The following is a 22,219-nucleotide window of genomic DNA, read 5'->3' on the forward strand; positions in this document are numbered from 1 at the left end:
GACCGTTGGTCGTCACCCGCATCACGCCACGTAAACCGTCTTGATGTTCATGAACTCATGGATCCCGTGGTCAGCCAGCTCACGGCCGAATCCCGAACGCTTGCTGCCGCCGAATGGCAGCCGTACGTCGCTCTTGACGATGGCGTTGACGAAGGCGGCACCGCATTCCAGGCGCTTGGCGATGCCTTCGCCGCGCACCGCATCGGCGCTCCACACGCTGCCACCCAGGCCGAAGGTGGTGTCGTTGGCAACGCGCAGCGCGTCCTCGTCGTCGCGCACGCGCAGGATGGCAGCCACCGGCCCGAACAGCTCTTCCTCGTACGCGGGCATGCCCGGCACCACGTTGTCCAGGATCGTCGCCGGATAGCCGGCATGGGTGCCAGCTACCGGCTCGCCTCCCAGCAGCACCGTCGCACCCTTGGCCACGCTGGCCTGTACCTGCTTGTGCAGCTCGTCGCGCAGATCCGCCCGCGCCATCGGCGCCAGCGTGGTCTTCTCGTCCTGCGGGTCGCCATACACGCGGTCAGCGGCGGCGGCCACGAACTTCTCCACGAACGCATCGGCGATCGCATCGACCACGATGAAGCGCTTGGCCGCAATGCAGGTCTGCCCGCTGTTGTCGAAGCGCGACTTCACCGCAGCGGCCACGGTCTTGTCCAGGTCGGCATCGTCCAGCACCACGAACGCATCGCTGCCGCCCAGCTCCATGACGCATTTCTTCAGCTGGTCGCCGGCATTGGCCGCGATCGAACGCCCTGCCCGCTCGCTGCCGGTCAGGGTCACGGCCTTGACCCGCCTGTCGCGCAGCACCTCGGCGGCCTGGTCGTTGTCGATGTGCAGCACGTCGAACACGCCTTCGGGCAGGCCACCGTCGCGGCACGCGGCCAGGATCAGGTCGGCGCACTGCGGCACGTTGCTGGCGTGCTTGAGCAGCGCCACGTTGCCGGCCATGAAGGCCGGGGCGAGGAAGCGGAACACCTGCCAGATCGGGAAGTTCCACGGCATCACCGCGAACACGCAGCCGATCGGCTCGTAGCGCACATAGCTGCGCTGGGCTTCGGTGTCGATCAACTGCGGCTTGAGGTAGTCGGCAGCGTGGTCGGCGTAGTACTCGCACGCCAGCGCGCACTTCTCCACCTCGGCCAGCGCCTCGCCCTTGAGCTTGCCCATCTCGCTGGTCATCGCGCGCTGGATCTCGTCCCTGCGCGCGCGCAGCTGGGCCGCGATGCCACGCAGGACCACGCCGCGAGCCTGCAGCGACTGCCCCGCCCATTTCGGGAACGCCCCGGCGGCCGCGGCAAGGCGCTGCTCGATGGCCTCGCTCGTGAGCAGTTCGTGACGGTAAGTGACCACGCCCGTGGCGGGGTTGACGATCTCGACGGTCATCGCGCATCTCCAGAAGACAGGCGACCATTCTGCGCCTGCCTTCGTGAGCCGGATGTTGCCGGGTCTGGCCGACAGGGCAACACGCGTGCGACATTGCGTTTCGGCAGCGACCCGCCCCGGCGCCGTAGCGCCGGGCACTGCGCGGCAGCCGTCAGCCCTTGTCCTGCAACGCCATCTGCATGTCACGCTGGCGCCGCTTCTCGCTTCGCGCAGTGATGAACCAACCAATCACCGCCGCGATCGATACCGCCAGCACCATCAACGTGGCCAGCGCATTGATCTCCGGCTTGATGCCCATGCGTACCGACGCGAACACCTTCATCGGCAGGGTGGTCGAGTTCGGTCCGGCGACGAAGCTGGCGATCACCACATCGTCCAGCGACAGGGTGAAGGCCAGCAGCCAGCCTGCCACGAGTGCGGGGGCGATGATCGGCAGGGTGATCTGGAAGAACACCTTCAGCCGGCTCGCGCCCAGGTCCATCGCGGCTTCCTCCAGCGAACGGTCCAGCTCCTGCAGGCGCGAGGACACGATCACGGTCACGAAGGACAGGGTGAAGGTCACGTGCGCGATCCAGATGCTGCCCACGCCGCGGCTGGGGAAACCGGGAATGCCGCCCATCGCCACCAGCAGGGTCATCAGCGAGAAGCCCAGGATCACTTCCGGCATCACCAGCGGTGCGGTGATCAGTGCACCGAACACGGTCTTGCCGGGGAAGCGCTTGAAACGGGTCATCACCATGGCTGCCATGGTGCCCAGCACCGTGGCCGCGCTGGCGGTCCAGAACGCCACTTTTAGGCTGACCCACAGCGCGTCGAGGATCTGCCGGTTGTTGAACAGCTCGCCGTACCAGCGCGTGGAGAAACCCGACCACACCGTGGCCAGTTTGGATGCGTTGAACGAGTAGATCATCAACAGCAGGATCGGCAGGTACAGGAAAGCGAAGCCCAGCCCCAGCACCGACCAGCCCAGCCACCGGTTGCGGCGGACCATGCTCATGCCAGCTTCCCTTCCAGCGCACGCTGCTGCACCCGGTTGAACAGCAGGATCGGTACCAGCAGCAGGGCCAGCATCACGATCGCCACGGCCGAGGCGGTGGGCCAGTCGCGGTTGTTGAAGAACTCGCCCCACAGCACCCGACCGATCATCAGCGTGTCCGGTCCGCCCAGCATTTCCGGGATCACGAACTCGCCAACGGCCGGAATCATCACCAGCATGCAGCCGGCAATGATGCCGGTGCGAGACAGCGGCAGGGTGATCTTCAGGAACGCCTGCCAGGGTTTGGCACCGAGGTCGTAGGCGGCTTCCAGCACGCGGTGGTCCAGTTTCACCAGGTTGGCGTACAGCGGCAGCACCATGAACGGCAGGTAGCAGTAGACGATGCCGATGTACGCGGCGGTCGGCGTGTACAGGATCTGCAGCGGCGCATCGATCAACCCGATCTTGAGCAGGACCTGGTTGAGCAGGCCGTTGCGGTCGAGGATGCCGATCCAGGCATACACGCGGATCAGGAACGAGGTCCAGGACGGCAGCACCACCAGCATCATCGCCACGTTGCGCGCCGCCGGCGACATCCGCGAGATCACGTACGCCATCGGATAGCCGATCAACAGGGTGAACAGCGTGGCGATCACCGCGATCTTGATCGAACTCAGGTAGGCCAGCACATACTGGCTGTCCCTGACCAACGCCGCGTAGTTGCCCAGGCTCAGCTTGAGCGAAAACGCACCGTCCACGTATTCCAGCAGCCAGGTGTACGGCGGCGAGCCGACCTGGGTGCGCGCGAACGAGATCATCAGGATGATCACGAACGGCACCGCGAAGAACAGCAGCAGCCACAGGTACGGCGCGGCGATCACGCCGCTGCGCGTCCCGGGAAGCCAGCGCTTCCAGCCGGTGGCGCTCATGAGGTGAGCACCACGCCGTCGTTGTCGCGCCAGTGCACCCACACGCTGTCGCCCCAGGTCAGGCCGTCGCTGGCCCAGCGCTGCGAGTTGGCGAAGTTGCTGAGCACCTTGGCCCCGCCGGGCAGCCGTACGTGGTAGACCGAATGGCTGCCGAAATAGGCGATCTCCTCGATCACCCCCTGCGCCTTGTTGGTGTCGCCGGCCGGTTCTTCCTTGCCGATCATCACCTTCTCCGGGCGCAGCGCGAACGCCACTTCCTGTCCTTCGTAGCCGGTGATGCCGTGGGCGACGTAGATCGGCGCCGGGAACAGCGGCGTGCGCACGGTGACGTACTCGGGCAGGTCTTCGTCGATCACGCCCTCGAACAGGTTGACCGAACCGATGAACCCGGCCACGAACCGGTTGGCCGGCTGCTCGTAGATCTCGTCGGGCTTGCCGACCTGCTGGATCCAGCCCGCATCCATCACCGCGATGCGGGTGGCCATGGTCATGGCCTCTTCCTGGTCGTGGGTGACCATCACGCAGGTCACGCCGGACGTTTCGATGATGTTGACCAGCTCGATCTGCATCTGCGAGCGCAGTTTCTTGTCCAGCGCGCCCATCGGCTCGTCCAGCAACAGCAGCTTGGGCCCCTTGGCCAGCGACCGCGCCAGCGCCACGCGCTGCTGCTGGCCGCCGGACAGCTGGTGCGGCCTGCGCTTGGCCAGCGCCTGCAACTGCACCAGTTCCAGCATCTCCCCCACCCGCCGACGGATGGCATCGCGGGCCAGCCCGTCCTGCTTCAGGCCGAAGGCGATGTTCTGCTCCACGCTCATGTGCGGGAACAGCGCATAGGACTGGAACATCATGTTGATCGGCCGCTGGTACGGCGGCAGCGCGTTGATGCGCTGGCCGTCCAGGTCGATGCTGCCGGCGGTGGGCGTCTCGAAACCACCCAGGCAGCGCAGCAGGGTCGACTTGCCGCTGCCCGACCCACCCAGCAGGGCGAAGATCTCGCCTTTGCGCACGTCCAGGCTGACGTCATCCAGGGCGACGAAGCCGTCGAATTCCTTGCGCAGCGCGCGCACGGACAGATAGCCCGGCTCCAGGGCCGGGACGACCTCGCCTTCCGGCTTGGCTTCAAATGGCATGGGCAACGGCTCCGGGAGGGGCTCAACGCCCGGTCTTGATCTCGGTCCACAGGCGGGTGTACAGCTTGTCCACCTCCGGCGGGTTGATCGAGTAGGTGAACATCTTCGCGGCCACCTCGGCCGGCGGGTAGATGGTCGGGTCGTTGCGGATCGCTTCGTCCACCAGCGGCGTGGCCGCGCTCACCGGGTTGGCGTAGTGGATGAAGTTGGTGTTGGCCGCCGCCACCTTCGGCTCGAGCAGGTAGTTGATGAAGGCATAGGCCGCTTCCGGGTGCTTGGCATCCTTGGGGATGGCCAGCATGTCGAACCACTGCGGCGCGCCTTCCTTCGGGATCGAATAGGCCACGGTCACGCCGTTGGCCGCCTCGGCGGCGCGGTCGCGGGCCTGGATGATGTCGCCCGACCAGCCCACCACCAGGCAGGTGCCGCCGTTGGCCAGCGAGCCGACATACTGCGAGGAGTGGAAGTTCTGCACATACGGGCGGATGCCCTTGAGCAGGTCGGCGGCCTTCTGGATCACCGCCGGATCATGGCTGTGCGGGTCTTCGCCCAGGTAGTGCAGCGCGATCGGGATCATGTCGGCCGGGGTATCCAGGATCGTGATCCCGCAATCCTTCATCTTCGCGATGTTTTCCGGCTTGAACACCAGGTCCCAGCTGTTGGCGATCTCGGTGCTGCCGCCGAAACGCTCCTTGAGCATCTCCACGTTGTAGCCGATGCCGGTAGTGCCGATCATGTACGGCACGCCGTACTTGTTGTCCGGATCCTGCTGCGCGATGCGCTTCATCATCTCCGGATCGAGGTTGGCCAGGTTCGGGATCCTGCTCTTGTCCAGCGGCAGGAACACGCCCGCCTGGATCTGGCGGCCGAAGAAGTTCAGCGTCGGCACCACCACGTCATAACCACTGCCACCGGCCAGCAGCTTGGTTTCCACCATCTCGTCGCTGTCGAACACGTCGTAGGTCACCTTGGTGCCGGTGGCCTTCTCGAAATTCGGAATGGTGTCTTCGGCGATGTAATCGCTGTAGTTGTAGACGTTCAGCACCTTGCTGTCGTCCTGTTTTCCACCGCCGCAGGCGCTGAGCAGGGAGACGGCAACGCCGAGGGTGAGGATTCGCAGCTTCATTGGACGCTCCACGGGTCAGTGCGGGGTGGGGGAACCGGGCAGACCGGCCTGACGGGTGCCAGCCTACCGGGCAGCTGGCCATTTTCCCAGCACACCGCCCTCACGGCCATGCCTGATCGGGCGGCTGGCCGGGGTCAGACGTTCAGCAGCAGGAATTCCCGTTCCCAGGAGCTGATGACCCGGAAGAAGGTCTCGTATTCCTTGCGCTTGACCGACACATAGGCCCGGCAGAAACGCTCGCCGAGCATCTCGCGCAGCGCCGGGCACCCCTCCAGCCCGTCCAGCGCCTCGCCCAGCGAGCGTGGCAGGTCGTAACCGAGCTCCTTGGCGCTGCCGCTGACCGGCGCGGTCGGCGAGCCCTGCTCGCGGATGCCCAGCAGGCCGGCGGCCAGGGTGGCGGCAATGGCCAGGTACGGGTTGGCGTCGGAGCCGGCGAAGCGGCTTTCCACCCGCATGTTCTCCGGGGTGTCCATCGGTACGCGCAGGCCACAGGTGCGGTTGTCGAATCCCCAGTGGACGTTGCTCGGCGAGACCTCACCGAAGACCAGCCGACGGTAGGAATTCACGTTCGGCGCGAAGAACGCCATCGCCGCCGGCACGTACTTCTGCAGGCCCGCCAGGTAATGGCCGAACAGCGGACTGAACTCCTCGCCGCCACTGTCGCCACTGAACACGTTGTGGCCGTCGCTGATCCGCACCAGGCTCTGGTGAATATGCATGGCACTGCCCGGCTCGGTTTCCATCGGCTTGGCCAGGAAGGTGGCGTATACCCCGTGGCGCATGGCCGATTCGCGCATGGTGCGCTTGAACAGGAATACCTGGTCGGCCAGGTCCATCGCATTGGCGTGGGTGAAGTTGACTTCCAGCTGGGCCGCGCCGGATTCGTGGATCAGGGTGTCCACGTCCAGCTTCATGGCGTCGCAGTAGTCGTACATCAGGTCGAGGATCGGATCGAACTCGTTGACCGCGTCAATCGAGTACGACTGCCGCGCCGTTTCCGGGCGACCGGAGCGACCGGCCGGCGGCAGCAGCGGGAAATCCGGGTCGGTGTTCTTCTGCACCAGGAAGAACTCCAGCTCCGGTGCCACCACCGGGCGCAGGCCCAGTTCGGCGTACGCATCCAGTACCCGGCGCAGCACGTTGCGCGGGGCCAGCTCGTGCGGTTCGCCGTGCTTGGTGTAGCAGTCGTGGATGACCTGCGCGGTGGGGTCGGTCGCCCACGGCACCATGCGCACGGTATCCGGGTCCGGGCGCAGGATCATGTCCGAATCCGACGGCGAGGTCAGCTCGTAGTAGTCGTCGGGGAACTCGCCGGTAACGGTGGTGGCGAAGATGCCTTCCGGCAGGCGGGTGCCATAGTCGTGCGAGAACTTGTCGGCGGGGATGATCTTGCCGCGCGCATTGCCGGTGATGTCCGGGACCAGGCATTCCACCTCGGTGATGCGGCGCTCCTTGAGCCAGCGCAGCAGCGCGCTTTCCTCCGCGACCGGCGCGGCCGCCTTGCGTGACGGCGCCTTGCGCGACGGGGCGGCCGCCTTGCGCGACGGAGAAGCAGCTTTGCGCGGACGCGATCGGGTGGCCATGCGGGCACGTTACCCCTGCGCGCCGCACGGGCGCAACCGCGGTCCTCACCGCCCGGCCACCTGCCGTCCACGCCGGTTGCTGGCATGCTGTGCGCATGAGCGAGTCCGCGACGAGCACGGCCGGCCAGCCGCACGCACCCAGCTGGTATGCCGACAGCGTGCCGGCCCAGCCGTTGCGCCCTCCCCTGCGCGGCGAGCAGGCCACCGACGTGTGCGTGCTGGGGGCCGGTTACACCGGCCTGTCCACCGCGCTGTCGCTGGCCGAACGCGGTTACCGGGTCACGGTACTGGAGGCCCAGCGGGTCGGCTGGGGCGCGTCGGGCCGCAACGGTGGCCAGGCCATCGTCGGCTACGGCTGCGAGGTGGATACCCTGGAGCGGCTGGTGGGCAACGCCGACGCCCGCCTGCTGTTCGACTACTCGCGCGAAGGCATGGCGCTGCTGCGGCAGCGCCTGCAGCGGTACGCGATCGCCTGCGACTGGCGCGAGGGCCACGCCAGCGTGCCGATCAGCGCACGCCAGGAGCGTGGGCTGCGGCGCGGCCTGCTGACGCTGGCCGAGCGTTATGACTATCCCCTGCGGTGGTGGGACCGCAGCACCCTGCGCCAGCAGCTGGACAGCCCGCGCTACCGAGGTGCGATGTTCGACGCCGCCAGCGGCCACCTGCACCCCTTGGCCTACGCACAGGGGCTGGCGCGCGCCGCGGAAAGCCTGGGCGTGGTGATCCACGAAGCCAGTCCGGTACTGGCGCTTACGCGCGGCCCACGCCCGCAGCTGCGCACCGGCAACGGCGCGGTCAGCGCCAACCAGGTGGTGATCGCCGGCAATGCCTGGCTGCAGGGCATCGCGCCGGAACTGGAACGCCGGATCATGCCGGTGGGCACCTATATCGGCGCCAGCGCGCCACTCGGCGCAGCGCGCGCCCGCGACCTGATCCGCAACGACATGGCGGTGGCCGATGTCAGCTGGGCGCTGGACTACTTCAAGCTCAGCGCCGACCACCGGCTGCTGTTCGGCGGCCGCGCCAGCTATTCGGCGCTGCCGCCGCCGAACCTGCGCGGGGTGATGACCCGACGCATGCACCAGGTGTTCCCGCAGCTGGCCGACGTGGGCATGGAACAGGTCTGGGGCGGCTACGTGGACATCACCCGCAACCGGGCCCCGCATTGGGGCCGGCTGACGCCCACGGTGTATTTCGCCCAGGGTTTCTCCGGCCACGGCGTGGCAGCGACCGGCCTGGCAGGGGCGGTGATCGCCGAGGCCATTGCCGGGCAGAACGAACGCCTGGATGTGTTCGAGCGCATTCCGCACCGGCCCTTCCCCGGCGGACGCCTGCTGCGCACGCCGCTGCTGGTGGCGGCGATGTCCTGGTACAAGCTGCGCGATGTGCTGGGATGAATGGAAGTTGCCACGCAGGGCGTGGCACTACGGTTTCTTGACAGCGCCTCACAGATCCGAAGATTGACCCTAAAGTCGCGCGTGAAGACGCCGATATGGTTTCCGACCCTCTCGGATATCGAGCGTACGCACCATGCCGGTACTGTTTCAGGGCGCTTTCGACAGCGACCCCGGTGATGACCTCCCCCAGCGGATCCTGCTGGTGGAGAACTCGCGCACGTTCACCACGATGCTCAAGGAGGCCATCGAGCAGCGGCTAGAGTTGCCGGTGTCGGTGGCGACCTCGCTGGCCGAGGCCGGGCGGCTGCTGGATGAGGAACAGGGCTGGTTCCTGGTGCTGACCGGGCTGGTGCTGGCCGATGGCGACCGCGACAACGTGGTGGAGTACTTCCTGTCGCGCGGACTGCGCACGGTCGTGGTCAGCGGCGTGTACGACGAGGACCTGCGCAAGCGGGTGCTGCAGCAACAGATCATCGATTACGTGCTGAAGAACACCCCGGGCAGCATCGACTACCTGGTATGGCTGGTGCAGCGCCTGGAGCGAAACCGGCGTATCGCCGCGCTGGTGGTGGACGATTCGATGTCCGCACGCCTGTATGCCGCCTCGCTGCTGCGCATGTACGGCCATGAGGTGTACGAGGCCGCCGACGGCGCCGAAGGCCTGAAGGCGATCGAGGCGCATCCGGCGATCCGGCTGGCCGTGGTCGACCAGGAAATGCCGGGCATGGAAGGGGTGGAATTCACCCGCCGGCTGCGCACCCTGCGTTCGCGCGACAAAGTGGCGGTGATCGGCATCTCCGGCAACACCGACCCGTCGCTGATCCCGCGCTTCCTCAAGAACGGTGCCAACGACTTCCTGCGCAAGCCGTTTTCGCGCGAGGAGTTCTTCTGCCGGGTGTCGCAGAACGTCGACCAGCTCGAGCTGATCGGCACCCTGCAGGACCTGGCCACCCGCGATTTCCTGACCGGCCTGCCGAACCGCCGCTGCTTCCTTGAACAGAGCCAGCGCCAGCTGCCGCAGCTGCAGCTGAACGGCGAACAGGTCGCCGTGGCGATGATCGACATCGACCACTTCAAGCACATCAACGACACCCACGGCCATGAAGCCGGCGATGACGCCCTGCGCGCGGTAGCCGCCGCCGTGGCCGACCACGCGCGCGAACAGGACCTGATCGCCCGCTTCGGTGGCGAGGAGTTCTGCCTGCTGGTACCGGGGCTGGAAGAGGACGAGGCGGTTGGCTACTTCGAGATCCTGCGCCAGCGAGTGGCCGCGCTGCAGGTCGAACTGGGCCACACCACCCTGCGCATGACGGTCAGCATCGGCCTGTGCTGCCTGCGCGCGCAGGGCGATTCCCTGCACGGGCTGATCTCCGAGGCCGACCGCCAGCTGTACCTGGCCAAGGCTGCCGGGCGCAACCGGGTATGCAGCACGGGCGTGGCCACTGCCGCGCGCGAACCCGCGCTGGTGCCTTGATCGAGATCAACGCAGGGTCGCCCCGTCCTGCCTAGAGTCGTTCCCAGCGAACAGCACAGGGAACGCAGCATGGCACTTCTGCTCTGGCAGGACGACCTGAACATCGGCATCGAGGTGATCGACCACCAGCACATGCGGATCGTGGAGATGCTCAACCACCTGCACGTGGCGCAGACCAGCCTGCACAAGGTGGCCGTGGCCGAGGTGATCGACGAGCTGGTGGACTACACCATGTCGCACTTCGCCTTCGAGGAAGAACTGATGGAGGAAGCCGGCTATCCGTTCTGCGCCGCGCACAAACGCGTGCACGAGATTTTCGGCAAGCGCGTGGCCGAGTACCGGCTGCGCTTCCAGGCCGGCGAGGACGTCACCGACGAGCTGCGCACCATGCTCTCGCGCTGGCTGTTCAACCACATCCGCGGCGACGACAAGGCCTATGCCGGGTCGGTCAAGCAGCACCTGAACCAGTTCGCCCGCGACCACCAGCAGGGCAGCTGGCTGGGGCGCACGCTCAAGCGGATCTTCCGCTGACCCGCTGCGGGCGGCCCATGGCCAGCAGCGCCAGGATGGTCACTACCGCGGTCAGGCACAGGTAGTAGCCGACCGCGACCAGACCGAAGCGCCCGGCCAGCCACGTCGCCACATAGGGTGCCGGCGCGGCGCCGAGGATGCCGGCCAGGTTGAACGACAGCGAGGCGCCGGTGTAGCGCACCTGCACCGGGTAGATCTCGGCCAGGAAGGTGCCGCAGGGACCATAGGTCAGCCCCATCAGGAACAGCCCCAACGCCAGGAACCCGACCACCAGCCACGGGTGGCCGGCCTGGAACAACGGTGCGAACAGCACGCCGAAGCCGAGGATCAGGCCGCTGGCCACGATCATCGTGCGCCGGGTGCCCCAGCGGTCGCCGTAGCGGGCCGATAGCGGGATGCCGGCGGCGAAGAACAGGATGCCGACCATCTGCAGCAGCAGGAACTGTTCGCGGCTGTAGCCCAGCACGGTGGTGCCATGGCCCAGGGTGAACACCGTCATCAGGTAGAACAGCACGAAGGTGGCGAACGCGCCCAGCGTACCCAGCAGCAGCGTGCGCGGATGATGCCGCAGCACCGTCCACATCGGCAGGCGCACGCGCTCGTTGCGCTCCAGCGCGGCCTTGAACTGCGGGGTCTCATGGATGTTCAGGCGCACCCACAGGCCCACCGCCACCAGCAGCGAACTGGCCAGGAACGGCACGCGCCAGCCCCACTGCAGGAAGTCCGCATCGCTCATGGCGCGGCCGAGCAGCAGGAAGATACCGGCCGACAGCAGGAAGCCCAGCGGCGCGCCGAGCTGCGGGAACATGCCGTACCACGCGCGCTTGCCCGGCGGTGCGTTCTCGGTGGCCAGCAGCACCGCCCCACCCCATTCGCCGCCCAGCCCCAGGCCCTGGCCGAACCTGCACAACGCCAGCAGCGCCGGGGCCAGCAGGCCGATGCTGGCATGCGTGGGCAGCAGCCCGATCGCCACGGTGGAGATGCCCATGGTCAGCAGTGCCGCGACCAGGGTGGCCTTGCGCCCGATCCGGTCGCCATAGTGGCCGAACACCGCCGAGCCCACCGGCCGCGCGATGAAGGCCACGGCGAAGGTCGCCAGCGACTGCAGCAGCGCGGCGCCCTCGCTGCTGTCGGGAAAGAACAGGTGCGGAAACACCAGCACCGCCGCCGTGGCGTAGATGTAGAAGTCGAAGAACTCGATGGTGGTCCCGATCAGGCTGGCCAGCAGCACACGGCGGGGCGAATTGACGGCAGGGACAGCGGCGGGAGTCGACATCGTTCACGTGCGGGAAGAACAGCTGACCGATTCTGCCATGGGCGCAGCGCCGGCCGGCGGTATGGTTGCAGCAGCAACGGATGCGCGACCGGCGGGTACAATGGTCGGTCACGTCCCGCCTGCGTACCCGATTGCATGGAAATCGTCGTCAAAGAAGAACTCAAGGCCTACATCGACCCGCTGACCGCCGACGAGCACGAGGCGCTGGAGCGCAGCATCCTGGCCGAGGGTTGCCGCGATGCGTTGGTGTTGTGGAACGACGTGCTGGTGGACGGCCACAACCGCTACGGCATCTGCCAGAAACACGGCCTGCCGTTCCAGACCGTACAGAACACCCGCTTCCAGTCGATGGACGACGTGCATCTGTGGATGATCGAACAGCACCTGGGCCGGCGCAGCGTGTCCGACTTCCAGCGCGGCGTGCTGGCGCTGCGCAAGCGCGACATCCTGGCCGAGCGCCACCGCATCGAGCAGGCCCAGCTGCAGCGCGAAAGCGACGGCGAGATCGCCGACGCCACGCCCGAGGGCGATGAGGACAGCCCGCCGTGGGCGCCGGCACCGAAGGTCAGCCGTGCCGAGATGGCGCGTGAAGCGCGGCTCAGCAGCAACCAGGTGACGATGATCGAACGCATCCACAAGCAGGCGGCGCCGGAACTGGTGGAGGCGGTAAGGAGCGGGGTGATCTCGATCAGTGCGGCGGCGGCGGTGGCCGACCTGCCGGAAGAGGAACAGCGCGCGGCGGCGGTGGCGGGCAAGGATGAGCTGAAGCAGGCCGCCAAGCGTGTGCGCGATGCCCGGCGCAAGCCGCGCAAACCGGTGCAGGAGGTGCTGCACGACGCCGATACCGGGCTGGAGGTCGACCCCAGCCGCGAAGCGGAAATCGCCGAGGCGCTCGACGCCCTGGGCGAAGGCCCGGCCGAACTGCGCCAGCGGGTGGTGGCGCTGACACTGGAAAACGACGCACTTCGGGCCCAGTTGGCGGCACTTCGCCGGCAGGTCAGCGAATCGCCCTGATCCGCGTAGCCGGCCAACGGCCGGGGTGCGCGTCATCGCCTGCGCGCTGCCGCCCCACGATTTGCTTCGCAAACCGCGGGCCCCGCAATTTTGCACCCAAACCCCCGCCGCTTCGCGGCTGCCCCCTGACTCAGGGGGCCTCAAGCACCCAGTGTTCGCATCCAGACGGATAGACTGCCGGGATGAACAGCACGCCATCGGTTGACCCCCGCCGCGCCCAGCTGCGCCGCCTCAAAGCCATTGCCCTGGCGATGTTGCTGGCCATGCTGGTCGGCTTCGTGGTCAGCCACCTCAACGGCGAACGCGGTATCTGGGCCTGGGTGTCCGCGTTCTGCGAAGCCGCGGCGGTGGGTGCACTGGCTGACTGGTTCGCGGTGGTCGCGCTGTTCCGACGCCCGTTGGGGCTGCCGATTCCGCATACCGCGATCATCCCGCACAGCAAGGAACGCATCGCCGACAGCCTGGCCGTGTTCGTGCGCGACCAGTTCCTCGAACCGCAGGCGCTGCTTGCGCGGTTGCAGGTCTTCGATCCGGCCAGCCGGCTCGGCAGCTGGCTGGCCGACCCGGAACGCTCGAAGATGCTCGCCGACATGGCCCGCGGCTGGGCCCTGCAGGCGCTGGATTTCCTCGACGAAGCCGCCGTCCGGCGCAGCATCCAGGGCTTCGTGGTCGAACAGCTGCGGCAGTGGAATGCCGCCGCTACCGCCGGTGAACTGCTGGGCCTGCTCACCGCCGACAACCGCCACCAGCGGGTGCTCGACGAAGGCCTGACCCGGATCAGCCAGTGGATGGACAACGAGGCCGTGCGACAGCGCGCGTCCGAGCTGATCGTGCGCTACATCCAGCGCGAATGGCCGAAGCTGGCCAGCACGGTGAACTGGGTCAAGCCGATCGACGAGATCGGCGACAGCCTGGCCGAACGCATGGCGCATGCGGTGCTGGCCGAACTGCAACAGATCCTGGCCGAACCGGAGCACCCACTGCGCAGGGATTACGAGGTATGGCTGGGCGACTACATCCAGCGCCTGCGCCATGATCCGGCGCTGGCCGAAAAGGTCGAGCAGCTCAAGCAGCAGGTGATCGACCACCCGGCCGTGCAGGAGTATGTGCAGGGGCTGTGGGCGCGCATCCATGCCAGCCTGCGCGCCGACCTGTCCAGCGCCGACTCGGCACTGGGCGGGCACCTGCAGCGCAGCCTGGGCAAGATCGGCCGCGCGCTGCAGGACGACCCCTCGTTGCGCGAGGCCTTGAACCAGCACCTGATGGACGGCGCCGAGCGCCTGACCAGCCGCCTGCGCGAGGGCGTGACCACCCACATCGCGCAGACCGTGAAGGGCTGGGACGAACGGCACCTGGTGGAGCAGTTGGAGCTGAGCGTCGGCCGCGACCTGCAGTTCATTCGTTTCAACGGGACCCTGGTCGGCGGTCTGATCGGGTTGCTGCTGCACGCGCTGACGGTGTGGATGCAGTGGTAGTTCGTCACGACCAACGGTCGTGACCTACCGGTATCGGCATCCCATCCGCCCGGTCACGACCGGGCGGATGGTTGACAGTTTGCCCGGGTGAAACTGCGATGTGGTTCGCGTATTCTGCCGCGCATTCAGGGCTGGAGTGGCCCGCGGGGGGAACCATGCGAAGGACGATCGTGACGTTGGCGCTGTGCGCGCTGGCCTGCAATGCCCATGCCGGGCGCGTGTACAAGTGCGCGGTGGGCGGCCAGACCGCCTACCAGACCGTGCCCTGCGCGCCCGAACACGACACCGGCGTGACCCGGCCGATCACCCGGGACCCGAACCTGAGCTGGGAAGAGCGCACCCGCGCCCAGCGCGAGCTTTACGATGCCCGCCGCCGCATGCAGGCCGACGCCGGCCGTGGCCAGCCGCCGGTGCGCGGCACGGTGATCGACGGCGCCGCCGATCCGGAACAGTGCCAGGAACTGCGCTCACGACGGGACTTCAGCGAGGCGTTCGGCCGCGCGCCCCCCAAGCACATCAACGACCAGATCGCCAAGGCCTGTTCTTCGCGCTGAACTCCATCTACCCCGCCACCGCCCGCACCGCTTCCACCAGCGCCTGCATCTGCGCCGGGGTGCTGAAGATGCCCGGGGTGGCGCGGATGCAGGCGCCGGAGGCAAGGCCGCCGCGGGCCAGCACGAACACGCCCGACTGCTGCAGCATTCGCTCGGCGGTGGCGGTGTTGGCCGCCATGCCATGCTGGCCGCGCAGGCGGAATGCGGCGATGGCGCTGGACAGGCGCGGGTCGGATGAGGCCAGCAGTTGCACGCGTGGGTCGTCGCGCAGCGCATCCAGCCACTGGTTGCGCAGGCGCAGCAGGCGCGCACGCTTGTTGGCCACGCCGATCCGCTCGTGCAATTCCAGCGCGAGCGGCAACGCCAGGAACGTCGCAAAATTGACCGTGCCGGTATGCACGCGCGAATCGATGACGTCGGTGTCGGCCTCGCCCATGTAGGGATCGATGTCGTGCAGCCGACCTTGGCGGATGTAGACCGCCCCGGCCCCCACCGGCGCGCCGATCCATTTGTGCAGGTTGATGCCGATGAAGTCCACGTCCAGTTCGCGCAACGGGGTATCGATCTGGCCGATGCCATGCGCGGCATCCAGCACCACGTCCGCGCCGGCGGCACGAGCCAGCGCGCTGATCTCGGCCACCGGTAACAGCAGGCCGTGACGATGGCTGACCTGGGTGAGCAGCAGCACGCGCGTGCGCGGGTAACGCGCCAGCGCCTGCCGGTACGCGTCGACGATGGCGTCGTGGTCGAAGGGCTCGGGCAGTGCGATGCTCCGGGCCTGCACCCCCCGCCGTTCCTGCAGCCAGTGCATCGCCGCGATGACGCTGTCATGGTCGGTGTCCGCATACAGCACCGTGTCGCCCGGCGACAGGCCGCGGTAGCCCCCGATCAGTATCTGCATCGCCTCGGTCGCGCCCCGCGTCAACGCGATCTCGTTGCTGTCCACGCCGAGCGCCTCGGCCAGTCGTGCCCGCGCCTGTTCCAACAGCGGAGGGAACGCGCGCCGGCCGAACCACGCATTGTCGCGGTTCGCCAGCGCGGCGGCCTGCTGGAAGGCCTGCAACACCGGACGTGCCATCGAGCCCCAGTAGCCATTGTCGAGCATGACCACCTCGTCGGTGAGGTGGTACTGCGCGGCGACCTGCGCCCACCAGTGCTCGTCGGCTGCCAGTTCGGCCGGGCTGCGCCCACCGGGATCGGGAAGCCTCACGTTGGCGAGGCCGGATGCATCGTGGTTGTCCATGCGCGGAGTATTGCAGCCACCGTGGCAAGATCCGGTAACGCTGCGCCTTCTGATCTTGCCGCAGCCAATGATAATGACTATCATTCCCGCATTGAATGTCCTCCTGGTGCGTTCGGAGCGCCTGATGGCTGCGCCGATGCGTGCGCCGGTTGGCCATGATCTCCAGGGATACCCCGCCCCGTGCGGCGGCTTGGCCAAGGATGGCCACCCTCTCCTGTCACCGGCTGCGGCCGGTGATGTCCGTTGTTCGATCCGACATTGCAGGTTTTCGTGGACAGCACGCCAATTGGCAGCGGCTCCGCCCGCTTCGGTGGATTCCTCTCCCGCCCCTGGCTGGGCGTCCTGTCGCGCTCGCTGGCCGCCATCGTCGGTGGCTACGCACTGGCCGCGACCTGCGCGATGTTCTTCGCCGTGGCGCTGCCGATCGCACGCGCGCAGGCCGTGTTGACCGGCATGCTGGTGGCGATCGTGCTGTGCGCGTGCGCCGCCCTGTGGGCGTTCGCCACCCGCACTGCGCTGCGTGCATGGATCGGCATCGGCGTGCCCACCGCGCTGTTCTGGCTGGGCACGCTGGCCATGGGAGCACGCGCATGAAGAACGGATTCCGCCAGTCCATGGCCTGGTTGCATACCTGGACCGGACTGCTGGTTGGCTGGCTGCTGCTGCTGATCTTCATGGCCGGTACCGCCAGCTATTACCGCGAGGAAATCAGCCGCTGGATGCGCCCGGAGCTGCCGCGCAGCAGCGTCGACAACGAGGTCGCCGCCGCGCGCGCCATCGCGTTCCTGCAGCACAAGGCGCCGCAGGCCGAAAGCTGGAACGTGACCCTGCCCGATCCGCGCAACCCGGACATGCGCATGTTCTGGCGCAATCCCGAGTCGATGGTGAAGCCGCCTGTGGAGGGCGAAAAGCGCCGGCGCGGCGGCGGCCGCTTCGGCGACGCCACGGTGGACCCCGCCAGCGGCGAGGAAGTGGCGGCGCGCGAAACCCGCGGCGGCGATTTCTTCTACCGCCTGCATTTCGACCTGCACTACATCCCGGTGCTGTGGGCGCGCTACCTGGTGGGGTTCTGCGCGATGTTCATGCTGGTGGCGATCATCACCGGGGTGATCACCCACAAGAAGATTTTCAAGGACTTCTTCACGTTCCGGCCCGAAAAGGGGCTGCGGTCGTGGCTGGATTTCCACAACGTCAGCGCGGTGATGGCCCTGCCCTACCACGCCATGATCACCTACACCGGCATTGTCACGCTGATGTTCATGTACCTGCCGCAAGGGGTGAGCGTGGCCTATCCCAAGGACGAGGACGCGTTCTTCAGCGAGGCCTTCGCGCGCCTGGCCGATCCCGCCGACCCCGCCGAAGGGCGCGCTGCGGCGCTGCCGATCCAGCAGTTGCTGGACAGCGCGCGGGCTGAATGGAAGGGTGCAGAGGTCAGCGGCTTCACCGTGTTCCATCCCGGCGCGGGCAACGCCGTGATCGACATCTACCAGCGCGACGGCAATCGGTTGTCGATCGACACGCCGTCGCTGCGCTACAGCGCGGTGACCGGTGCGCTGGCGGACACCAGCCCCGTGCCGGGCGGCGCCACCCATACCCGAGGGGTGATGTATGGCCTGCACCTGGCGCGATTCGCCGACTGGGGCCTGCGCGCGCTGTTCTTCCTGTCCGGGCTGGTCGGCTGCCTGATGGTGGCCAGCGGCGTGGTGCTGTGGGCGGTCAAGGAGCGCCCCAAGCACGCCAAGGCCGGCAGGATCGGCTTCGGCCTGCGGCTGGTGGATGCCCTCAACATCGGCGCCGTGGCCGGCCTGCCGATCGCATTTGCCGCGTACTTCTGGGGTAACCGGTTGCTGCCGCTGGAAATGGCGGAACGCGCCGACGCAGAAGCCAGCGTGTTCTTCTATGCCTGGGGTGCCGCCCTGCTGGCGGCCTTCCTCTGGCCCAAGCGGTTGATGTGGGCCTGGCAGCTGTACCTGGGTGCGGCCTTGTTCGCTCTGATCCCCGTGATCAATGTGCTCACCACCGATGCACATCTGGGCGTAACCCTGCGCACCGGCGACTGGGCGCTGGCCGGGTTCGACCTGGTGATGCTCGCCTTCGGCGCGATGCTGGCGTACTGCGGCCTGCGCATGCAGCGTTGGCAGCCTGCGCTGAGCGCGGCCGAGAAGAAGCGGCGCCAAGCCGCTGCCCTTGCCGCCACCGCGAATACCGCCGAGGCCAGCGCATGATGCTGCTGGCGCTCACATTGAACTTTTCTGCGTTCACCGCACTGTCGCTGGCGATGGAAAAGCACCAGCTCGACCTGCACGGCAAGGCGCATGCCGGCCCCGCGCGCATGCGGCTGTGGCGTTGGCTGGGTTGGACATTGCTGGCGACCGCGTTCGGCATCTGCGTGGCCGACCACGGCTGGGCCGCCGGCCCGGTGCTGTGGCTGGGCGCGATGACAATCAGCGGCCTGCTGATCGCCTTCGGACTGTACCCGTGGCGGCCGCGCTGGATCGCGCCGCTGGCGTGGGCGCTGCCGGTACTGGGGCTGGCCGCCGCCGCGCTGTAGAGCCGACTGTCAGTCGGCTGCTCTTCCGGTGGCAACGGGAACTCAAGTGCAAACCGACTAACAGTCGGCTCTACATCACGCCCCGTAACGCCTCAACTCCCAGGCGCGGTGGATGCGCGGGTTGCGTTCGAAATCCTCGCCGATGGTGTCGGCGGAAATCTCACGGCACTCGGCAAATTCCTTGATCGCTTCTTCGTCCAGCTTGAAGCGGCGGAAGTTGTTGGAGAAATACAGCACCCCTTCCGGGCTCAACCGCGCCACGGCGGCCCGCAGCAGCCGCACGTGCTCGCGCTGCACGTCGAAATCCTCGGCGCGGGCGGAGTTGGAGAAGGTCGGCGGATCGCAGAAGATCACGTCGAAACGGTGCCGCTCGGCTTCCAGCCAGGCCAGCGCATCGGCCTGGATCAGCTGGTGCTGGCTGCCGCCCTTGCCGTTCAGTGCCAGGTTGTCGGCACACCACTGCAGGTAGGTGCCGGACAGGTCCACGCTGGTCGTGGACGCCGCACCCGCCACCGCCGCCTGCACGCTGGCCACGCCGGTGTAGCAGAACAGGTTGAGGAAGCGCTTGCCCTGCGCTTCCCTGGCCATGTGCCAGCGCAGCGGGCGGTGGTCCAGGAACAGGCCGGTGTCGAGGTAGTCGAACAGGTTCACCCGCAGCAGCGCGTCGTTCTCGCGCACCAGCACGAACTCGCCACGCTGCTCGAAGCGGCCGTACTTGCTGCCGCCCTTGCCGCGCTCGCGCGACTTCAGCGCCACCTGCTCGGCCGGCACCTGGAACACCTCGCGCGCAGCCGACAGCAGCTCATTGCGGCGACGGCGTACGTCGACGTCGGGGATGGTGGCCGGCGCGGCGTATTCCTGCACGTGCAGGAAGGTGCGGCCGGCGCCGCCATCTTCCTGGTAGACGTCGATGGCCGCGGCGTACTCGGGCAGGTCCGCGTCATACACGCGGTAGCAGGTGACCTGCTCGCGCGCCTTCCAGGTCTTGAACTTGCGGATGTTCTTGCGCAGCCGGTTGGCTACCATCTGCGCGCCCTCGCTGAGTTCGCGCGGCTGGCCTGCGTTCTCACGCTGCGGCACGGCAATGGGGTCGCACACGATCAATGCGCACTCGATGGCGCCGTTGAACAGCTGGTACTTCTTGTTCGCGCGCAGGCCGGTGGCGAAGGCCAGTTCGGCGCTGCCGCACAGCAGGCTGGCGCGCCACTGCGGCACCGCGCGCTTGAGCGCATCGCCGAGGCGGCGGTACAGCACCGCGTCGGCGGCCAGGCGTTCGTCATAGGGCGGGTTGCACACCACGCAGCCGGTTTCCTGCGGCGGCACCTGCACGTCGGCCACGTCGCGCACGCCGAACCAGATCGCCTCGGCCACACCGGCGGTTTCGGCGTTCTCCTTCGCCGCGCGGATCGCATGCGGGTCGATGTCGCTGCCGTGGATGACCTGCTTGAGCGCGGCGCGCCCGGCCTGCTCGCGGGTGCGCGCGTCGGCCATCAGGGCGTTCCAGGCATCACGATCAAAGCCCAGCCAGCGGCTCGGCGGAATGCTGCCATGGCGCTGCAGGCCCGGGGCCACATCGGCCGCCATCAACGCGCCCTCGATCAGCAGCGTGCCGCTGCCGCACATGGGGTCGAGCAGGCCACCGCCTTCGGCGTGGATCTTGGGCCAGTTGGCCCTCATCAGCACCGCCGCAGCCAGGTTCTCCTTCAGCGGGGCTTCGTTCTGCGCCATGCGCCACCCGCGCCGGTGCATCGGACCGCCGCCGAGGTCGATCGAGATCGAGGCACGACCCTTGCGCAGCGACAGGTTGATGCGCACGTCCGGGAACTCGGTATTCACCGACGGCCGCTCCAGGCCCTGCGCGCGCAGGCTGTCGACCACGCCGTCCTTGACCCGCTGCGCGGCGAAGCGCGCGTGGGTGATCTCGGTACCGGACACATGCGCGTCCACCGACAGGGTCAACTCCGGGCTGATGTGCTGGTGCCACGGCATCGACGAAACGCCCTGGTACAGCGATCCCTCGTCGGGGCAGTCGAATTCGGCCAGGGGCCACAGCACCCGGCTGGCCAGGCGCGACCACAGCACCACCTTCAGCGCCTGCGGCAGCTCGCCCTCGGCATTGACGCCGGAAATGGTGGCGGTGGCCCGGGGCAGGCCCAGCGCCAGCAGTTCGTCGGCGAGCAGGTACTCCAGGCCCTTGGCGCAGGAAACAAAGAATTTCACGGGATCGGTATCGCAGGTCAGCAGGGAGGGGGTGCCCACGGGCGCCGCAGGCGGCCCGGGCGCAGGCGCCAGACCCCGCATTGTACGTGACCGGGCCGCGCGGCCGCGTAGAGCCGGGCCCTGCGCGGCTGCTCGACCGGCCATGGTAATGCTGCGGGGCAGAGCCCCGCCCTGCCGGGCAACACGCAGCGGGGCAGAGCCCCGCTCTACGGGAGGGTGGCCAGCAGGGCCTCGAAGGCCTGCGCCGAGGCGTCCACGTGGTGGTTCAGGCGATGGCCGTCATCCACCAGCAGCAGCCGCGCCGAGCGCGCCTGCGCCCACGCGATCACATCGGCGGCGGGAATCAGTTCGTCGTGCCAGGCGTGCACCACGCTGGTCGGCACGCGCGCGGCGTCCAGGGCCGGCATCGGTCCCATCCGGGTCGGCGGCACCATCAGGAACAGGCCCCGGGTCGGCACCTGCAGCGAGGCAATCGCGGAAATGTAGGCCCCCAGCGACGAACCTGCCAGCACCACCGGGCCCTGCGCGGCGGCAACGCCGGCGCGCTCGACCAGCCGCTGCAGGCGGGCGCGTACATCGCCGACGCTGCTGACCTCGCGCAGTGCGTCCAGATCGGTGTAGTCGGGGCGTTCGTGGGTCCAGCCCAGGCGCTCGGCGACCTCGGCCAAGGCCGTCACCTTGGTGGCGTCGGGACCGCTTTCAAAGCCATGGGACAGGATGCAGTGGCCGCGGCTCATGCGGCCACCGGCCGGAAATCGATGTAAGCGTTCATGCCTGAATGCTAGCATCGGCGCATGCCCGACCGCGCCCCGCCCCGCATCGATTCGCAGCCGCTGCCCTACGTGGCGCAGCTGGGCGGGCGCGCGCCGGCCGACGTCGATCTGGTGGTGATCCACTGCACCGAACTACCCGACCTGGCCATGGCGCGCAGCTACGGTGAACGCGTGCTGTACGACAGCGGCAGCGGCAACAGCGGGCACTATTACATCGACCGCGACGGCAGCATCGTGGAGTACGTGCCGGTGCACCGGATCGCCCACCATGTCAGCGGCTACAACCCGCGTTCGATCGGCATCGAGCTGGTCAACACCGGCCGCTACCCGCACTGGCTGGACTCGCGCAACCAGGCCATGGACGAGCCGTATCCCGACCCGCAGATCGACGCGTTGATCGACCTGCTGCAGCACCTGTGCGCCACCCTGCCCGGCCTGCGCCACATCGCCGGGCACGAAGCACTGGACACCCGGGAAGAAGTGGCCAGCGACGATCCGGACCGGCGTGTAGCGCGCAAGCGCGACCCGGGCCCGTTGTTCCCGTGGCCACGGGTGCTGGCGGCGGTGACGCTGAGTCCGCT

Annotated in this window: 20 protein-coding genes; 10 read left to right on the top strand and 10 right to left on the bottom strand. The window is 67.9% G+C overall.

What is annotated here, in order from left to right; all coding sequences use genetic code 11:
- Positions 1-21: 21 nt before the first annotated feature.
- The 6 genes from RWO33_RS03980 to RWO33_RS04005 form a co-directional block, all read right to left on the bottom strand.
- On the bottom strand, positions 22-1,386 hold the full coding sequence (locus RWO33_RS03980) for an NAD-dependent succinate-semialdehyde dehydrogenase (RefSeq protein WP_314102349.1): 1,365 nt from the start codon (positions 1,384-1,386) through the stop codon (positions 22-24).
- A 151-nt stretch (positions 1,387-1,537) separates the two neighbouring features.
- Positions 1,538-2,383 carry an ABC transporter permease subunit gene (locus RWO33_RS03985; RefSeq protein ID WP_314102351.1) on the bottom strand — a complete coding sequence of 282 codons (846 nt, stop codon included), beginning with the start codon at positions 2,381-2,383 and terminating at the stop codon, positions 1,538-1,540.
- The gene (locus RWO33_RS03990) at positions 2,380-3,291 is read right to left on the bottom strand and encodes an ABC transporter permease subunit (RefSeq protein ID WP_314102353.1); all 912 of its coding nucleotides are present in this window, start codon (positions 3,289-3,291) and stop codon (positions 2,380-2,382) included. Before RWO33_RS03990 ends, RWO33_RS03985 begins: the two co-directional genes overlap by 4 nt.
- Entirely contained in the window at positions 3,288-4,421 is a 1,134-nt protein-coding gene (gene potA / locus RWO33_RS03995) for a polyamine ABC transporter ATP-binding protein (protein WP_314102355.1), read from the bottom strand. Before potA ends, RWO33_RS03990 begins: the two co-directional genes overlap by 4 nt.
- Before the next feature lie 22 nt (positions 4,422-4,443).
- A complete protein-coding gene (locus RWO33_RS04000) occupies positions 4,444-5,547 on the bottom strand; it encodes a polyamine ABC transporter substrate-binding protein (RefSeq protein WP_314102357.1) in 1,104 nt (367 codons plus the stop codon).
- Between the two features lie 134 nt (positions 5,548-5,681).
- Positions 5,682-7,130, bottom strand: coding sequence for a glutamine synthetase family protein (locus RWO33_RS04005; protein WP_314102359.1), 1,449 nt, complete (start codon positions 7,128-7,130; stop codon positions 5,682-5,684).
- Positions 7,131-7,225: 95 nt separating this feature from the next.
- Here RWO33_RS04005 and RWO33_RS04010 point away from each other — a divergent pair, with 95 nt between their 5' ends.
- The 3 genes from RWO33_RS04010 to RWO33_RS04020 all read left to right on the top strand — a co-directional run bounded on the left by RWO33_RS04010 (position 7,226) and on the right by RWO33_RS04020 (position 10,532).
- Complete coding sequence (locus RWO33_RS04010) at positions 7,226-8,527, top strand: FAD-binding oxidoreductase (RefSeq protein ID WP_314102361.1); 1,302 nt, start codon at positions 7,226-7,228, stop codon at positions 8,525-8,527.
- A 133-nt stretch (positions 8,528-8,660) separates the two neighbouring features.
- Positions 8,661-10,001, top strand: a complete 1,341-nt coding sequence (locus RWO33_RS04015; protein ID WP_314102362.1) for a diguanylate cyclase — start codon at positions 8,661-8,663, stop codon at positions 9,999-10,001.
- Positions 10,002-10,070: 69 nt separating this feature from the next.
- Positions 10,071-10,532, top strand: coding sequence for a bacteriohemerythrin (locus RWO33_RS04020; protein WP_145478084.1), 462 nt, complete (start codon positions 10,071-10,073; stop codon positions 10,530-10,532).
- Here the strand turns inward: RWO33_RS04020 and RWO33_RS04025 are convergent.
- Positions 10,513-11,808, bottom strand: a complete 1,296-nt coding sequence (locus RWO33_RS04025) for an MFS transporter (protein WP_314102364.1) — start codon at positions 11,806-11,808, stop codon at positions 10,513-10,515. The two genes, RWO33_RS04020 and RWO33_RS04025, sit on opposite strands and share 20 nt — an antisense overlap.
- 135 nt (positions 11,809-11,943) lie before the next feature.
- On the opposite strand from RWO33_RS04025, the gene RWO33_RS04030 reads away from it, so the two are divergent.
- The 3 genes from RWO33_RS04030 to RWO33_RS04040 all read left to right on the top strand — a co-directional run bounded on the left by RWO33_RS04030 (position 11,944) and on the right by RWO33_RS04040 (position 14,851).
- Positions 11,944-12,822: a plasmid replication/partition related protein gene (locus tag RWO33_RS04030; protein WP_314102366.1), complete on the top strand. Its 879-nt coding sequence runs from the start codon at positions 11,944-11,946 to the stop codon at positions 12,820-12,822.
- 182 nt (positions 12,823-13,004) lie between these two features.
- Positions 13,005-14,297, top strand: coding sequence for a DUF445 family protein (locus RWO33_RS04035; RefSeq protein WP_314102368.1), 1,293 nt, complete (start codon positions 13,005-13,007; stop codon positions 14,295-14,297).
- Between the two features lie 155 nt (positions 14,298-14,452).
- Positions 14,453-14,851 (top strand): hypothetical protein, encoded by a 399-nt coding sequence (locus RWO33_RS04040; RefSeq protein WP_314102370.1) that lies wholly within the window; start codon positions 14,453-14,455, stop codon positions 14,849-14,851.
- Between the two features lie 7 nt (positions 14,852-14,858).
- Here RWO33_RS04040 and RWO33_RS04045 read toward each other — a convergent pair whose 3' ends face one another.
- A complete protein-coding gene (locus tag RWO33_RS04045) occupies positions 14,859-16,094 on the bottom strand; it encodes an aminotransferase class V-fold PLP-dependent enzyme (RefSeq protein ID WP_314102372.1) in 1,236 nt (411 codons plus the stop codon).
- 285 nt (positions 16,095-16,379) lie between these two features.
- Between RWO33_RS04045 and RWO33_RS04050 the strand changes: the two genes are divergently transcribed.
- The 3 genes from RWO33_RS04050 to RWO33_RS04060 are packed head-to-tail and all read left to right on the top strand — an operon-like array spanning position 16,380 to position 18,645.
- Positions 16,380-16,688, top strand: coding sequence for a DUF3649 domain-containing protein (locus RWO33_RS04050; protein WP_314102384.1), 309 nt, complete (start codon positions 16,380-16,382; stop codon positions 16,686-16,688).
- Complete coding sequence (locus RWO33_RS04055) at positions 16,685-18,319, top strand: PepSY-associated TM helix domain-containing protein (protein WP_314102374.1); 1,635 nt, start codon at positions 16,685-16,687, stop codon at positions 18,317-18,319. Before RWO33_RS04050 ends, RWO33_RS04055 begins: the two co-directional genes overlap by 4 nt.
- Positions 18,316-18,645, top strand: coding sequence for a DUF3325 domain-containing protein (locus tag RWO33_RS04060; protein ID WP_145478091.1), 330 nt, complete (start codon positions 18,316-18,318; stop codon positions 18,643-18,645). Before RWO33_RS04055 ends, RWO33_RS04060 begins: the two co-directional genes overlap by 4 nt.
- 75 nt (positions 18,646-18,720) lie before the next feature.
- On the opposite strand, the gene rlmKL is transcribed toward RWO33_RS04060, so the two are convergent.
- Complete coding sequence (gene rlmKL / locus RWO33_RS04065) at positions 18,721-20,865, bottom strand: bifunctional 23S rRNA (guanine(2069)-N(7))-methyltransferase RlmK/23S rRNA (guanine(2445)-N(2))-methyltransferase RlmL (protein WP_145478092.1); 2,145 nt, start codon at positions 20,863-20,865, stop codon at positions 18,721-18,723.
- Between the two features lie 206 nt (positions 20,866-21,071).
- Positions 21,072-21,602, bottom strand: a complete 531-nt coding sequence (locus RWO33_RS04070; RefSeq protein WP_314102378.1) for a hypothetical protein — start codon at positions 21,600-21,602, stop codon at positions 21,072-21,074.
- A 57-nt stretch (positions 21,603-21,659) separates the two neighbouring features.
- On the opposite strand from RWO33_RS04070, the gene RWO33_RS04075 reads away from it, so the two are divergent.
- On the top strand, positions 21,660-22,219 hold a 560-nt coding region (locus tag RWO33_RS04075), incomplete at its 3' end, for an N-acetylmuramoyl-L-alanine amidase (RefSeq protein WP_314102379.1).

The sequence above is a fragment of the uncultured Stenotrophomonas sp. genome (assembly GCF_963519925.1).
Taxonomy (GTDB): Bacteria; Pseudomonadota; Gammaproteobacteria; order Xanthomonadales; family Xanthomonadaceae; genus Stenotrophomonas; species Stenotrophomonas maltophilia_AE.